The 15,260-nt window shown below is 39.3% G+C and carries 12 protein-coding genes and 1 pseudogene; 2 read left to right on the forward strand and 11 right to left on the reverse strand.

Features of this window, described 5'->3' with window-relative positions; genetic code table 11:
• Positions 1 to 481: 481 nt before the first annotated feature.
• The gene (locus A3712_RS11450; RefSeq protein WP_063523528.1) at positions 482 to 1,003 is read left to right on the forward strand and encodes a hypothetical protein; all 522 of its coding nucleotides are present in this window, start codon (positions 482 to 484) and stop codon (positions 1,001 to 1,003) included.
• Between the two features lie 1,159 nt (positions 1,004 to 2,162).
• Here the strand turns inward: A3712_RS11450 and A3712_RS11455 are convergent.
• The 3 genes from A3712_RS11455 to A3712_RS11465 all read right to left on the reverse strand — a co-directional run bounded on the left by A3712_RS11455 (position 2,163) and on the right by A3712_RS11465 (position 5,295).
• A complete protein-coding gene (locus tag A3712_RS11455; RefSeq protein ID WP_063523529.1) occupies positions 2,163 to 2,567 on the reverse strand; it encodes a GFA family protein in 405 nt (134 codons plus the stop codon).
• Positions 2,568 to 2,949: 382 nt separating this feature from the next.
• A complete protein-coding gene (locus tag A3712_RS11460; protein ID WP_157618747.1) occupies positions 2,950 to 4,017 on the reverse strand; it encodes a hypothetical protein in 1,068 nt (355 codons plus the stop codon).
• 33 nt (positions 4,018 to 4,050) lie between these two features.
• Positions 4,051 to 5,295 carry an SIR2 family protein gene (locus A3712_RS11465; RefSeq protein ID WP_082856227.1) on the reverse strand — a complete coding sequence of 415 codons (1,245 nt, stop codon included), beginning with the start codon at positions 5,293 to 5,295 and terminating at the stop codon, positions 4,051 to 4,053.
• 160 nt (positions 5,296 to 5,455) lie between these two features.
• Here A3712_RS11465 and A3712_RS11470 point away from each other — a divergent pair, with 160 nt between their 5' ends.
• Positions 5,456 to 6,478 (forward strand): IS110 family transposase, encoded by a 1,023-nt coding sequence (locus A3712_RS11470; protein ID WP_063523531.1) that lies wholly within the window; start codon positions 5,456 to 5,458, stop codon positions 6,476 to 6,478.
• A 305-nt stretch (positions 6,479 to 6,783) separates the two neighbouring features.
• Here A3712_RS11470 and A3712_RS11475 read toward each other — a convergent pair whose 3' ends face one another.
• The 8 genes and pseudogenes from A3712_RS11475 to csy3 form a co-directional block, all read right to left on the reverse strand.
• On the reverse strand, positions 6,784 to 7,221 hold the full coding sequence (locus tag A3712_RS11475) for a GIY-YIG nuclease family protein (protein ID WP_039981889.1): 438 nt from the start codon (positions 7,219 to 7,221) through the stop codon (positions 6,784 to 6,786).
• 638 nt (positions 7,222 to 7,859) lie between these two features.
• The gene (locus tag A3712_RS11480; RefSeq protein WP_063523532.1) at positions 7,860 to 9,449 is read right to left on the reverse strand and encodes an SAVED domain-containing protein; all 1,590 of its coding nucleotides are present in this window, start codon (positions 9,447 to 9,449) and stop codon (positions 7,860 to 7,862) included.
• Positions 9,442 to 9,927, reverse strand: coding sequence for a Mov34/MPN/PAD-1 family protein (locus A3712_RS11485; RefSeq protein ID WP_063523533.1), 486 nt, complete (start codon positions 9,925 to 9,927; stop codon positions 9,442 to 9,444). Before A3712_RS11485 ends, A3712_RS11480 begins: the two co-directional genes overlap by 8 nt.
• Entirely contained in the window at positions 9,914 to 11,641 is a 1,728-nt protein-coding gene (locus tag A3712_RS11490) for a ThiF family adenylyltransferase (protein WP_063523534.1), read from the reverse strand. The genes A3712_RS11485 and A3712_RS11490 overlap by 14 nt, the downstream gene beginning before the upstream one ends.
• Positions 11,641 to 12,666 carry a nucleotidyltransferase domain-containing protein gene (locus A3712_RS11495; RefSeq protein WP_063523653.1) on the reverse strand — a complete coding sequence of 342 codons (1,026 nt, stop codon included), beginning with the start codon at positions 12,664 to 12,666 and terminating at the stop codon, positions 11,641 to 11,643. Before A3712_RS11495 ends, A3712_RS11490 begins: the two co-directional genes overlap by 1 nt.
• 428 nt (positions 12,667 to 13,094) lie before the next feature.
• Entirely contained in the window at positions 13,095 to 13,247 is a 153-nt protein-coding gene (locus tag A3712_RS27775) for a hypothetical protein (protein WP_008220727.1), read from the reverse strand.
• A gap of 362 nt (positions 13,248 to 13,609) precedes the next feature.
• Positions 13,610 to 14,215 (reverse strand): type I-F CRISPR-associated endoribonuclease Cas6/Csy4, encoded by a 606-nt coding sequence (cas6f, locus tag A3712_RS11500; protein ID WP_082856229.1) that lies wholly within the window; start codon positions 14,213 to 14,215, stop codon positions 13,610 to 13,612.
• 9 nt (positions 14,216 to 14,224) lie between these two features.
• A pseudogene (csy3, locus tag A3712_RS11505) lies at positions 14,225 to 15,256 on the reverse strand (type I-F CRISPR-associated protein Csy3).
• Positions 15,257 to 15,260: the final 4 nt, after the last annotated feature.

Below are 15,260 nucleotides of genomic sequence, written 5' to 3' on the forward strand. Positions count from 1 at the left end.
TTTATTAAATGAAAAATAATTATCAATAAGATCACCCAAAGAATTAAAGTTTATATTTTTCAACGTTACCTTTTAATAAATTCAGATCCATTAATTTAGCTGGAAGCTTAAAATATATAAAATGTTAATAATTTATATAGTATCACCAGTTAGAAAATATAAATTATAGAACCAAACCAATCAAAACATGATGAAAATAGATGATACCGGGCCACTTGGTAAAAGATTTTCTCTAAAGATTTTTGTGGGTGGTGAACCTTAAAGTAAGAGCAATAATGAGAAAAATTTAAATCTCATATTATCACAAAAAAGCAACAAGCAAGCATAAACTCTTAAAAAAGGCTTTTAATGAACTGCATCTCCTCCTTATAAATTAAATGAATGAATGAATGGCATAAAAACGATAATAGTTGTCACAAATCAATAATCAATGCTTTTTAATACCACATATAATGACAATTCACCCAACGAGGTATTAATAATGAAAAATAAGCTACTCCACTCAACAATTGCCCTATCCGTTCTACTAACTGCAGGAGCAGTGATTGCGAAGCCATCACCAACTCTGAATTCAGATCCTATATTAAATGTTAAATTTGAAGATAATACAAACCCTAAAACCAATCAATATCTAGAAAAGATGTTCACTGCTTTCGTTGCTAAAGATAAAACTGACTTAAAGTCCATTTTATCAGATAACTTCGTTCAAAAACTTGGTATAAAAGAGAATAAATATGATGACTTTGTACAACACTCCTCTTTTATCAGCAATAATATAAGCAAAATAAACCTTACATTTAAAGATGTAAATGTTGATGCTGATGGAACCGTATCTGAAATACATATTGTAGAGGCCACAAAATTAGATGGTAGTATAACTAAAGCTAAGCTTTATGTTTTTCATTATTTTGATGAAAATGGAAATCTTAAAAAAATCGATGAGTTATCCACTATGATAGAAGGTTCTGAAGCTGACAAGGATTTGGGGTTTAGAACAAAATAATAATATAAATCAATATTGATACTATAGATATTAGAGCGACACTGGCTTGCTCTAATATCATTAATTTTAGTAATAATTTACACTTTGCTATTGATTGAATTTCGGTCATTACTCTCCAACATATCGAAAATATCTTTATTCGATTCAAGTAAAACCTCAAGTTGCATCAAATAACGAAGGCGTAAATCTTCTTTAATTGTTCGTAATCATGTAATTCTCCACAAAACTTTGAACTGATTGTGTACCTTTGAATATAGCATATCAATAATGCGTAATTTATTGTTAGGTTCTTGTGCTATAAATCCATTTAAAAACCAAAAAAACGCTCATTATCTTGGTTGAAATGCTTCTCTAATACAGAATTTAGGAGCCAATACCCCCCGGTTAGATTTTGTAAGATTCACCATGCATTACCTCATCTAAGTAATGGTTCTCCTGCGTTTAATAAACGGCTTTTCAGGCCAATTAGTTAGCAAACGGTGGCTTGTTTCTTACAGCACAAACGCATGATTCCTGTTTCGAATTAACATGTATAAAGTATTTTTATTTCTCGAAGATGATTGAAGCGTTGACGAAACTGAGATGGAATCTGAAAGCGAAGTTGCCACTTTCAATTCGGCTTTATGGTCTGATAGCGCATAGTTCAGTTCCATCTTTTAGTACCAAGCATATTTTCGCGCTTTAACTTACTTTTTACTGTGGTAAGCACATGATTTGAAAGGCTTCAGATAGCAAAAAGCCGCTCGTTAAGAGCGGCTCTTTTAAAGTGATGCTTGCAAGATAAGTCAGCATAACTCGAGCGAACCATCAAAGACTTACAATACTATTTGCAATATAAGTTCGCATAACATTGCATCGAAAGTCTGCAAATTTGAACAACGACTAAGATTCAACGTAGTAAATTTACCACGATCCAATTAATCCTCTAGCAGACAGGATCGCTTGGTTATCACAACATAATCGACATGTGTGTAACAAACTTTTGGACAAAAACGACTTAGACCTATAGCTCTAAGTCGTTTACATAGGAATAGAAAAAGTATCTTGAAACCTTAAATGCTTGCTATATGTGGGCCTCAAGGTGCTGCTTCAAAGACTCCAACAAGAAATCCCAAACCTTCCTTTCAATGAGATCATAGAATCCGTCTTAAACAGCCTATTAGTTGCCAGCCCCACCGAATTTGGGATGATTATCACTAAGACTAAGCCATGGAGCTTTAGATGTTACATATATGTGCTTCTGTTTATTTCTGTGAAATGGTGTGTCTAACAAAGACAAGGCAAATGTAGACCAACCATTGCTCTCCTTAGTATCATGTATCCATTGGATATTTGACCCACAATGCGCGCAAAATGTGCGAAAGTAATTTGGCGATGACTCGAAGCGTTTAATAGAATCACCCCCTTGAACAATCATAAAATCTTCATCACGACAGGCTGCAAAAGTTGCAAACGCAGCACCGTGAGCTTTTTGACACATATTGCAATGACAATGTGTTACAGCTTTAATATCGCCTGTAATTACAACTTTCACTGTGCCACAGAGACAACTTCCTTCGTACATATCTATCTGTATCCTCTTGGTAACTAACGTTTTCTATACGGCACGGTTTTGACTTTCTTTTAGCGTCCTAAAATACAGCCTTTCCAATCACAATTCAATTGAAAATCAATAGGTTAATGAGAGGGGGTGAGTGTTAGACCGCTAAATGACGCATAATTTTGAAAAAGCCTGATACGGCACTTCATCGAATAACTTTAGGTAGGGTAAACGTACAGTGTAAGATTTTGAGTAGATATTCGCGCTGAGAAGGAATGGGGCACAACTGAGTTAGGAAGTGCCAACTATGAAGGTTCTGGACAAAAGTGTTTTAGAGAGTTAACGCTAAATGACTTCTACAACATTAGAAAAAGTATCTTGAAATCTTAAATGCTTGTTATATTTTTTATTCGCCAAACCATTCACGATTATCAACGTCGATATCACCCTCAAATATTTGGACATCATCGAAATTGCCTAGTGGAATGTGTGCAATGAAGTTCAACGGAAAATCCTCGTCCATAGTTGCACCGTTGTCATTACGAAAATCACTACGTGATCCCCAGACCAATGTACAATAAGCGTACCCGTGACCATTAACCACTAACCATCGACTATTAATGTCAACGACAGACAGCCCCGATACTTCAACTTCATTTACGTGACCATGAGAAGATAATATATCCAAACCATCTAAGGTTGTGCTAAGTGCTTCTTGAGTTACAGTTTCACTTATTTGCTCACGAACCAAGTCTTGAATTTCAGTTCTACACTGCTCCACAAGACGGACAATATCACTTGTTAACTTTAAAACTTCTCTCGATAATTTTTCGCACAATTCATTACTGATGTTAAAGGTTTTATCAGAACGAACGTGAGTATATTTACTTAATTCATTAAATTTTTTGCTGAAAATTCGCAGTGTTTCATCGAGGATATTTTCCTCGTCTTCTTCGATCTGTAGCACTTCATGCCTCACGAAATCTAGCTCTAAACCACCACATATTGCATACGTAACACGCTGTAATCGTGTTACCTTTGTATCTGATGGAGGAACAAACCAAGAACATTCTTGTATTTCCTCATCGTCTGAGTATTTAGCGAGAATAATACCGATAATTTCTCGCATACAGTATGCAAAGTTATTGAAACGTACTGGGTTTCCCTTATCTGATAAGTTCTCAAGAGATGCTAAAAACAGATTTTTTTCAAACCCAGCGCCTAAATGAGACAAAATACTTTGGGAATATTCGTCGTTTAGGAGGTGGTTGAACATGGTACTTCTGCCACTTCTAGTACGTACTCTATAAGTCCTATTCTGAACTTTAGCCATACGCTTTCTAATTTTCTTTATTTTAGTTATCACCCAAACTCTCCAAAAAATATAACGCCCAATTAAGGTGTGAAGCACGCGACCACGACACTTAATTTGACCACCATAATCACTGAACTCGACCCAAACTAAAAATGCCAAGCGTGCTGAATCGCTCTTAAATTGTTTGTTATGCTACTTCGGAATGCTTTCGATAATCTCTGAGATTTCTGAAAATTCGTTTACCCACACAATCTCTGCACCAAAAGATTTCGCATCATTTTCTTCAAACTTGTGTACTGTCTTAACCAGCCCTGATGCAACAGCATCTAGCTCATCAGAATGATTGAGCACATCTACTAACTTTTCCTTTACTAACAACTCCTTAAGAGTTTCTTTAACTTTATCAACGTTATATCTACGTTTAATGACATAGTGCTGAGTTCTATCATGCCCACGTTGAGATTTTGCTATATCCAATAAACGCCTTAGGTTCGGGTCAGAAAAAGAATGGCCAATAAACAAACAGTTGGAATCTTTAAACTTATTTATCTGAACCAGATTACTCAAATGATAAAGATCCATATATTGTTTATGATAACTATCGTCAGAAAGGATCACCGCATGTTTATCTGTAACATTTCCAGAGCGAGGGAGGTAGCCATGAACATGGTAAATGGGAAGCTCGTCTTTCTTAGGGTTCATTCCCAAGGTATAGATACTCTTATATTTAATCCCTAGATCCAATGCTTTCAACTTATTTTCTAAGATGTCATCGTAGTTATACGTTATGACAGAATCCAGGCTTGGATTTTTTCCCGGCGAAACACATAGTTGGACAATTGCTTTATAAATAGGTGTTTCTACCTCGTTAAAGTTTTCATATAGAGCTTTGCGCACTTCAGTTTCAAATGGATACTTCCTGCCATTCTTCTCGTGTTTCTCTTTCTCAAAGTGCAGCTTGAGATAGCGTGCAGCAATTAAACTACTTGGACCAAATACCGAATTAAACATTGCTGCCATCACAGTGCTTTCTTTGTCTGCACTATCAAGTGTTTTTGCTAGAAGTCTGCGTAGAAGCTCATCCCATGAAGGTAAGCCGAGGTCCATCGAGACACCTGCTCCTAAGATCAAAGTTAAACTTTCATTGTTGTAATGATTTTTTAATTCTCTGATTACTTTCTTACGATTCGCCTCATCGTCAGCAATTTTTACTAATGAGTCAGAAACTTTAGAGGATATATTTTTAAATACGCTATCAAATACATCGGAGAAAATATCGTCAAATTTACCGTCATCTCTATCACTACTAAGGCTTTTCCAAATCCGTTTTGTATACTCGCTTTCAGACTTAGGTTTCGTGTACTTTATGTCGATGAACGTCTTCACGCCATTTTCACCTTCGACGATAAGATCTGGTCCTTTATCATCTTTCTTCATTCTAATACCTTATTTTTATTGTTTTTCTTATGCCAGACTAAACGTAGGGTACTCGGTAGCATAACGCCCGGTTAAGATGATGAGATGGTCTCCCCCTACCACTTCACATGACTGTAAGCCATGCTTGGAGTGTTCAGGTCCGAAGTAAAAGGAGAAGACCATGACTCAGCATAAAATCATCGGCATCGATTTAGCAAAAAATATCTTCTTTCTTTTTGAAATCAATCATAAAGGAAAGAACCTTTCTCGTAAAAAACTTCAACGAAGTAAGCTACTTAGCTACATCGCCAATAAAGAGCCTTGTACCATTGCTATGGAAGCATGCTCTGGTGCCCATTATTGGGCTCGTGAATTCTCTCAGTTCGGTCACAAAGTGATACTCTACGCACCCCAACATGTGAAAACTCAAAGGCGTAAACAGAAAAACGACTATAACGACGCCAAAGCCATTGCCGAAGTCGCGCTCTATAAAAGACATCACCCTGTCCCTCATAAATCCGTCGAGCAACAAGACATCCAACCTCTTATTCGAATGAGACGGCTGCTCGTCACTGAAAGAACTCGCATCGTTAATCAAGTGCGTGGCCTTATCTCTGAATACGGCATCATTATGCCCAAAGGAGCCGCTGCCTTTAGAAAGGCCATACCCGAAATACTCGAGAACGATGAAAACCAACTGTCTTGTATATTAAGAGAGCTGATATCCCATCAGTACGAACGATATTTATACATCGACGAACAAGTAAAATGGTTCGGCGATAAACTTAACCAAACCATCAAGCAGTTCGAAAACGCAAAGCGACTCATGTCTATTCCAGGCTTTGGGCCACTCACTAGCCAAGCCGTTGCGGTATGGCTTGGCTCTGGACAACAGTTCAAAACCGGTAGAGATGCCTCCGCCGCAATGGGCCTTGTGCCGAAGCAAGATACCAGCGGTGACAAAGTCATTCTTCTTGGGATAACCAAAAGGGGCAACACGTATATCCGCTCCCTAATCGTTCATGGAGCAAGAGCAGCGCTGAGGCGCGCCAAATTTAAATCCGATAATCTCAGTAAGTGGATGCTTGAACTTCAAAAGCGACGAGGACCAAACAGAGCCGCTGTCGCTTTAGCAAACAAACTCATGCGCATAGCGTGGGCAGTTATCACTAAAAATGAAGAGTATCGACCAACACAAAGCTAATGAGAATCACCAACCCTTTGCAAAGTACGTAGTAAGATGAATAACAGGATAAATTCTACACGTTGAAAACCTTATGCTCACACTGTCTTATAAAGTCGATAAGGTGATTAGGACTTCGTGTTCGACTTCCTCATCTTGGCCAAGGCAATAGCCGTTAAACAGGCCGTATATATGGAAGTTAACCTGCGCTTTTAATCATACTGCTGGCTTGCAAAACTGGGGGAGACCATATATGTGAGCAGCACTTGGCTATACTTGAGCGTAGCGAAAGCGCCAAGCGTTGCGAATCACTCTTAAATGCTTTGTTATGAGTATTTTGGTTTCCGCCGCTTTTTCCTTTGTTCCAACCAGAGCTCATATTTTCCTTTAAATAGAACTTTGAGCTCTTGATTTGATAAAGGCTTCATTTTGTCAAAGTCAGCTGGTGGCACACCAACTAATTTTTCATCCCAACTTTTAGGATAGTCCTCGGTAGAGATACTAAAGCCAGCCCCACGTACTTTTGAAAAGCCTTTTAATTTGGCAATACGCAAAGTGCATTGAGTTTCAACCAGTTCGGATTTCCACTTAGTCTTTGGGAGTATTTCACTACAATGAACAACTTTAATTGGCTTATGTTTTTTCGTCCAAGCTGAACCAACTTTGTCGCCCATTTTAAAATGAGTCCAAAGCCTCAAGCCAATATCTTCAGCGATGCCAACGTAATAATTTTGATTTTCTAGTTCTAAAACATAAACGTACATACTGATGAATACTCATAACATTCTTAATAACAGGCAGTCTCGTTTTTCTGTCTGCCTGTTTATTAAAAAACTTTAAAAATTAACGCAAATACATCGAGCTATGCATTCTGTCATCATATAGAAACGCGCCAGCGTGTTATCACTTTTTAACAGCACCTGTTATCTAAGGCATGATTCTCACAAACATCCTAACAAACAATAGCTTATCAAAAATTCCATTGACAAAACGAGACTAAGCACTCAACAAAACAAGCCATTATTCATACTCAAACCAGATTAATACTAAATAAACTGTATAGATACACAGAAAAGAAAGTAAAGATGATGAGTAAATTATCCAAAACTTGATATTAGGATTTGTAGGGCAAACGCACGCCCTTCTGAATTGAGCAGAGTATTTAATCTAAGTGATTTTGGGGCAAAGGTGTGTTTGCCACGATTAGCTTTAGCACACCTCTGGACAAAACCGTGTTAGAATAACCACTTAAATTAGAGAAATACGGATAACTTTTTGTATCATAAAATCACGTCGTAAAGTGCCACGTATAACTGGAGCAAATCACTTTAAGATCTGGACAACAATCCTGACACAGGGGGCAGCCACGACCTTGCTATTTATTAAGATAGGTTCAGCAGTATTAAATCGATGATATGGAACACTTGTGGTTCTCACTTTCCAAACATATTCTTGGCACCATTGTTCCACCGTCAAAATCATAAACAATCACCTTAGGGTGGTGTACATCATATGCTTGCCCTATAAACACTGATGCAGCGTTTGATGCACAAGGAAACAAATGGATAGTTTGTGCACCATACTCTGATTTGAGGACATGAAACATAGACTGAAGAACAGCAGTAAAAGCCTTTCCGTCATCTGGATGCGATACTGCGCCATTGCCCATAAACTGTTCCTTCGCACGAATTGTAATCTTTTGGGCGCCTGTCTTCGCACAAACTGAACTAGAGGCTTGAACTAAACTTTCTGGTTCAGCCGTTAAGGCAATATTTATTACAAAATCACTTCCTTTTTTTAATTCATTAAACCCGAGCACTTCATAAAACTCCCCAACAGGATCTACTGCAGGCCATGACCAAGTACCAGACTCTCTAAATCTAAGCATCGGAGTAACCGCATTCTTATTCCCAATTTTTGCGCCGAAACCAATAAGCGCAGAAGTTGGTCCAAACCCAAACAACGCAGCATTAAATCCAAACTCTTTGGTTTGTTGGATAATCTTATCGGCGGAAGCCTGAATAATATTCGGCATTAGAGCCCAAAATACATCTGGTGATTCAACTAAAAGCTCTTCATTATGACTTAATATGTTGACCTGCTGGTGCATCCTTCTTTTAATTCTAGAAAGACTATTGGCAACTTGCAGGTATGAAGGGGGAGAAACTGCTTGAGAATTTACAGGCCACAATACTGCGTAAACAGGGATTGGTTGGTACTTCAAGCCATCCAATAAACTATTTGCGATAAGACCGAATTCCTTCCTCATCGCAGACAGTGTCGATGCGGGATAGTCACTAGCGGCAACCTTATCAATTAACCGATGGTGTTTATCACATAAAAGCAGCACATTGCTCGGATCATTTGACAGTTTTTCTGATAACTCGGTAATCCCTCTTGCGCCTTTTTCAGACGATGCAACATTGTGAGCCAAGTATGCATAGTTACCTGAAGTACCTGAAACCTCATCGTAATCAAGCTTTTCACCGCACCCCGTAAACATGCAACGGCCAAAACTATCCCGCCAAACTGTCTCCTTGGTGCCTTTTGTGAAGTCTGGACCACGGCCCGTTTTTTTCCTTTTTCCTTCAAAACGAGTGAACAACGATTCTAACTCATCTAGCGTTAGCTCAGCGCTCTGTGCCTCCGCTTTCACCCAAATACTCGCTATACTATGTAAATGAATTAAATCATCGCGCGTTATTGCATAACCTTGAAGACATCGGTAAGTAACTGTTTCAGATCCAGCAGATAAGGTATTTATACAAGACTTAATCAGATTTGGCTCTAGGCAAAGGCGCATTGTGGCAGTTAATTCTTCGTTTAACATTAGCAAAATGACGGTATTCCTATCACCTTCGTCAGTTAAAATCCCTACACGGTTCCAACTGACTAAGTTTCGCAGATTGTCGGAATACAGGTCAAAAGTATCCATCGAATCTAATGGTGAGTTTGCTGCTTGATTACAGAATTGATCCGCCTTGTTACCCATCAATGTTCCTCCGTGCTATTTCTAAATTACCGTTAATGTTAATGTAAACATTTATTTGCTTATTACCCACTATTGCAAACACAAGTTGCCTGTCGGGGTTTCGCAACGTACATTGAGCCCAGTCATTCAAATCAATAACTGAGGGTTCTGGTACACATTGTGGGTGCGTATGCCAAGTTCCAATATAACCCAACTCACCATTTGATTGTTCAAATGCTTTGTATATTGCCTGTTGATGAAATGGGTCTTTCATCACAAACCTTGCTCGCTGGCTGATATCTTTTTTCTTTGGTGTTGTACACCTGTCAATCCAAATCTTGCATTCACCTTCAGCTCGTGAGCCAATCAACGCCCCAAACTGTTCCGTATCCTTCCGTTTGATTTGACGGTGTTCCAGCCAACATTCATAGACCTGCTTATTGACTCGCAGTTCGACGCTCGAACCTACAAACAAGATATCTTCATCAGTTACAGACATCACAATCCTCATGAGTCAAAGGCTTAACCTGCAAAGAGTCACTAAATTGATAGAACCTATTAGTCAGCGATACTCCATGAGCTACTGCATCATATTCACTGCCCTTCCAGCTAACTTTTGAACTAGCAGTAATCTTCCCTTCCAAGCATTTGATAGCCAAATCGCTCGCAATTAGAGCCGTTTGCGCGGAACAAATAGCGCTATAGGAAATAAACTGCTCACCACAGCCTGACATGTTAATAGTGACGTCTTGGTTTGGCTCGATGAAATTAAGGTTAGAGCTGAGCCCTCTGCTCAACGTATCAGGACAAACATAGGCGCAAAGTAAGCAACCAGCGCTATCCGGAATATCTAATACAGCATGCCCGCCTACGCCAAAACCTTCAAGCCAAGTGTTAATGACCGGAACTTTTATGCCTTTTTCCAAAAGGTACTCTTTAAAAATTCGCTCATGAGTTGGGCTCCCAATGGCTATAACAATCAAATCATAAGAGCTAATCAACTGAGAGTTTCTGAGTTGCAGTAGTTTCTTTTTCGAGGGAGCAGCTTTGGACCATAGGAACTGGCGTGCTAGGTGATAACTGAGACCATAAGATTTCTCTAGATTCAAATACTCCTCGGGCAAGATATGTCGGTATAAGTTATCTATCTGATAAATATCATTGTCATAGATATCTAAGTTTTGAATCCCGGCCGCAGAAAGCTTGTGTGCTATCTCGCTCCCAACAGATCCAGCTCCAATCAAGGCAACCTTGCTTGTCGCTATATCTAAATTTGCACCACCTCTTGGCAGCACTGCTTCTTTATTGAACAGCCTTATAGGAACAGCCTTAACCTTCCAGTGTCTTAGCTGAGCTTCAGTTAACGGCAGAGAGTACTTTTTACCTTTTTTGCTTTTGAAATATAAGCAAAACCAGACTGTCCCTGATGGTACTAGAGCATTGAAAACAATCCAGTACTCATGAGTCTTCCACCTCCCATAATTCTCACTCAACTTTTTCAGAAGGTCAGGTTCTTGTTTCAACAAGACTGCTAAATACCAAGTTGTAAGCTGCTCTTTTTCTAACGGTGCTGGCTCAATTTCAGTTAGAGGCAAAACAACAGCTTTACCAGCAAGATTTCTTCCAGAACTATCCTGCCAGTAAACTTTCGCCGCAGCTGCTAGATCAGTTTTTTCAGATTGCGCCAAATAGTAAGACCTAACGCCAAACTTAAAATTCTTTACAGGCTTATAAACATCTATCTCTTCCAGTGCCCCGCTATCATTAGTAAGAAGTACGGGTCTTTCATCAAAATCACAAACATTTAACCAGCAAGACTTGAACTCTCGTAACAACTCTTTCCGGTTCCAGTCGGGATCAGTAATCGCTCTATCCAAAATACCTATGTGGCGATTAAGAGACTCCTCAATCGCCAGCAGTGGCATATTGAAATTTACTGAAACAGAATCCTTATCATTGACGCAGATGCTGCCATACTCAACATCAGCAACTTTGAAAAATAGGACATGCGCCAAATGCCCTACATCGCGCGGATTTATAAGATAAAAAACAGGTAAACGAGTGATCTCTGATGATAGAAAATGTATCAGATCTATTTTTTTCTCTGCAATTTCAAGGCTGATTACAATAGCGCCAACCCCATTAAAATCCTGTGCTTTACAATCAAAGCCTCTACTGCTCAAATGTTCGACAATATCCTCAGATGCTACCATTAAGCCCCCTGTGATGTACCCGATGCTCCGGCTGTGGCGTATGCAGCCTTTTTAACATTGGATGAACTACTAGGTACTTCAAAATCATTGCCAAACACTTGGTTTAGTATCTTGCACTGCTTAACCAAATCTGTTTCATCAATAGCTTTATCTAACTTATCTCTTAACGATTTCAGCTTGTTATAGAACTGAGTACCGGTATTTAAACTGCTACCATCAAAGATATCTCTCCATGGTGATTTGGGTAAATAAACCATTACCTTATAAAGATCGTCACCTTGATAAGTAAAATAACCACCACTCAACATGGCATTTACAGTGTTTCTAAGTGCGACTAAATCGTTCGCTTTATCACTATCATCTAGGCTTGGCGAGAATTGCTCTTTTGCCATCACTGTTAAGCCGATGGAAAACACTTTCTTAGCAACATCTGTACTAAATTTGTGATCTCTCCAGCGCTTTAGGTACCGAACAATACGCTTATATTGCCCAAGCTTTTTACTCGCTGAACCAAGGTAGGCTGAAGAGTCATTAATCCAGTCCTTTAGCCCTTTAGGATCTGAGTCAGACCATTCCTTATTGCCTTCGCTAGAGTTCTTTTTGCCTACAGCTAACTCATACTCACCGTTTTGCTCCCGATAAATCGGGATGTCGATATGTAGATTTTTACTAACGTAGTCGGCGGTTACACATGGCTTTTTAATCCTGGCGTTTTTGAAGCCTCGGTCCTCCAGGACCTTCAGAACGATTTTTTTAACTTTAACAGGATCATCTGGTGAGCCATCAAAAGCAATCACTATAGCTCTATCAATGTCGAAATCTTCACCCGGATTCTTGACCCCAGTCGCTGTTGACATAGATCCTTGAAGAAAATCTTCTATTACTGGGTAGCCTTCGACCTTCAAGGTACTTTTAATAGCCTTTAAGATACTGTCATCCTTTTCACGAGCGTCTTTGTACTCACTATCTTCACGGCTTATCTTAATCTTATCGTGAAACTTAATAAATTTTGCTTGAATGCTCATAGATATCCTCGATATTCCGAATTTGATAGCACTATATGTAGTGACCAACACGTTACTAAAGCACAACATATCGCATCCAAATTGACTTTACAAGTTAAGTCAATTACATCTATCTGTTGATAAAACGCATAATAAGCAGTCACTTACCGTATATGGTGACCAAGTTGAAGCATTCCTAGAACTACCTTGAATTAATTGGTGTCACATGCCTTCCAAAAAGCCGTAGCTATTGACCACTCAATACAATTTACTGAGGTGAGTGGCAACATTAGAAAAAGTAGGTCAAACCACCTCGCAGTGGTCTGTGAGATTAAGCGTGCTGACACCGAAAGGAGCAAAGACGTGTTTGCCGAGATCGGCATCAGCTTGAAGCTACAGTGTGATCACCAAGCGCTTAATTACCGAAGAGGCTTGTCAAAATTCGATAGCTAAGAGCTTTCTTTACTTTCCTGTACTCCACCATCATCGTCGGCTACGGTTAAACATATCTTCTCAAACTGGTTTAACGTTGCTTGATCTACAGCACCACATTCGTGTAGATCGTTTACTGTCTCATACACCATATTCAAAACATCACTCATCTCATACTACTCACTCTACTACTCAGAAAAATTTTGTCTTAACAGTTTAATATCAACAAACCCAACAAAAAACCATCAAGCCTAAACATGATGGTTTTGATTATTAACTGCTTGTTCAGCAGGAAGGTTGCTTTCTTCCTGGCCTATTCTTAGCTGCCTATGCGGCAGGTCACCAACGGATCACAACACTTGAAGAATTAAAACATTTCTTAGCTGCCTATGCGGCAGGTCACTGTTAACTATAGTCACTAAGCTGTTAATTCCATTGGTTTTACATCTCAAAATCCCAAAATACCCTTTTTCTCCTTACTTCTGTAAGTCCTTGTTTTTACTTCTCTAAAAAAGAGCTTTAGAAAAAGGGTTTAAAAACGTAACTCAGGTACCGTCCCTTTTCTTTCTTGATTGGTGGCTAAACCATAGCTGTTAAAGTTTGCTGCATCGCGCTCACTAACAAGCTCCTTTTGTACAAACAAAATATAACTCTCTCCAGATGAAGCGCTGGAGATTGGTATTCGATTAAAACTATCGATGACCCGCTCTTCGTTCGTTACTGGTAACGATGGTTCAACACCAGATAGCTCCCCTCTCGCCATGCTTCGTTTGATTCGACGTTTTTTGGAACCCAGAAAGCTTTTCCCGATCGTTTGGTTACGGATAAACCTCACCTCAACCGCAGGGTCTGGCACCTCACAAACACTAGATACCTCAAATAAACCCTCATTTATCATCAAAGAAAAATAGGGCTGAAAAGATAGCCCAATCAGCATCTCTTTATCTTCAGCAACAAAGGCAATGGTTTGGCCAACTGTAGATTCGTTCCAGTCCGGAAAACTCACACCTATTTTATTCATTGCTTGTCGGTTATTGACCATAAACAAGTGCATTTGGGATATACACCGTCCTGCCAATAACTCATGGTCAGCTTGTGCAGGTATGTAACGTATTAAGAAATAGTAACGCTTAGTCATATCTATCCCTTACTTCGCTTTGGAACAATTGAATAGGCCACCTTTAATCAAGACAGACATAATAAAGTGCACGTCATTTGGGATGGTCTGAGAAGCTGTCATTGTCTCAATCCAATTCTCTGTATTTCTGACTAACTGGTAAAAGTCATTTCCATAGGAAACATGTCGCCTTGCTATAACGTACTCTCGGTCAGCTCCATACTCATTCACTCTTAATGGCTTATCTGCTTCTTCATGCCACCAATCGTCAATCGATTGCAACGCTGCACCAATTTTCTGACCATGAAAAGCAGCAGTTTCTTTTCCGTTCAATAATTCTACGGTAGCTAACTGCCTAGTAGGAACACCATCTTATCGGCTATCTAAAAACTCTTGGCTTGGGTAAACCTCATCCCCCCAACCAACTCCAATTTTAGCTTTGACATCCATATAGAAATATTCGGTTGGGTCAGACAGGGCTCGCATCAAATAGGCTGTGAGCTTTTCTAGGCATTCTGCTGAAGCTTCATCCCAATGACCATACCAAGAAAGCCTTGTTGCGTTTTCTACAATCAAGGTTTGTGAATCACTGGTGGTCACTTCTATCGACAATCTTCGACACTCTCTGTTTCTCCAAAGCCAAGTACCAAGCAGAATGTTCTTCGCGTATCTAAGAGCAAGTTCCTGATACCCATTGAGCTCTTCATATGTTTTAGCAAGTAACGAAAGTTTAGAACGCACTTCATCATCACTACAGGTATCTGGAGTTAGAGAGTTGGCTCGAATTCGAAGGGGGAATGCACAGTAGATATCATCAACACCAGGTTTTACATAACACTCTTCGATGAACTGAGGATTGGAGTAAGCTAAATCTTGTGGAGCAACATTCTTTTCTACGAACTTGCCCCCTTTATATGCTTCTGCATAACCACCTTTTGGTGCGCGCAACCTAGTTCTATCAATTTCGAGGGGGCACATCTCACCACTTTTAGATAGATAGTAGAAATATGCTTTGCCAGCAGAGAGTGATCGAACGTAGTTCAGCTGAGTGCAAAGTTCCATAAAC

The sequence above is a fragment of the Vibrio sp. HI00D65 genome (assembly GCF_001635455.1).
GTDB lineage: Bacteria > Pseudomonadota > Gammaproteobacteria > Enterobacterales > Vibrionaceae > Vibrio.

Coding starts and splice junctions, on each gene's coding strand:
- A3712_RS11450 (WP_063523528.1), top strand. CDS start 482: ATGAAAAATAAGCTACTCCACTCAACAATTGCCCTATCCGTTCTACTA.
- A3712_RS11455 (WP_063523529.1), bottom strand. CDS start 2,567: ATGTACGAAGGAAGTTGTCTCTGTGGCACAGTGAAAGTTGTAATTACA.
- A3712_RS11465 (WP_082856227.1), bottom strand. CDS start 5,295: ATGAAGAAAGATGATAAAGGACCAGATCTTATCGTCGAAGGTGAAAAT.
- A3712_RS11470 (WP_063523531.1), top strand. CDS start 5,456: ATGACTCAGCATAAAATCATCGGCATCGATTTAGCAAAAAATATCTTC.
- A3712_RS11475 (WP_039981889.1), bottom strand. CDS start 7,221: ATGTACGTTTATGTTTTAGAACTAGAAAATCAAAATTATTACGTTGGC.
- A3712_RS11480 (WP_063523532.1), bottom strand. CDS start 9,449: ATGGGTAACAAGGCGGATCAATTCTGTAATCAAGCAGCAAACTCACCA.
- A3712_RS11485 (WP_063523533.1), bottom strand. CDS start 9,927: ATGTCTGTAACTGATGAAGATATCTTGTTTGTAGGTTCGAGCGTCGAA.
- A3712_RS11490 (WP_063523534.1), bottom strand. CDS start 11,641: ATGGTAGCATCTGAGGATATTGTCGAACATTTGAGCAGTAGAGGCTTT.
- A3712_RS11495 (WP_063523653.1), bottom strand. CDS start 12,666: ATGAGCATTCAAGCAAAATTTATTAAGTTTCACGATAAGATTAAGATA.
- A3712_RS27775 (WP_008220727.1), bottom strand. CDS start 13,247: ATGAGTGATGTTTTGAATATGGTGTATGAGACAGTAAACGATCTACAC.
- cas6f (WP_082856229.1), bottom strand. CDS start 14,215: ATGACTAAGCGTTACTATTTCTTAATACGTTACATACCTGCACAAGCT.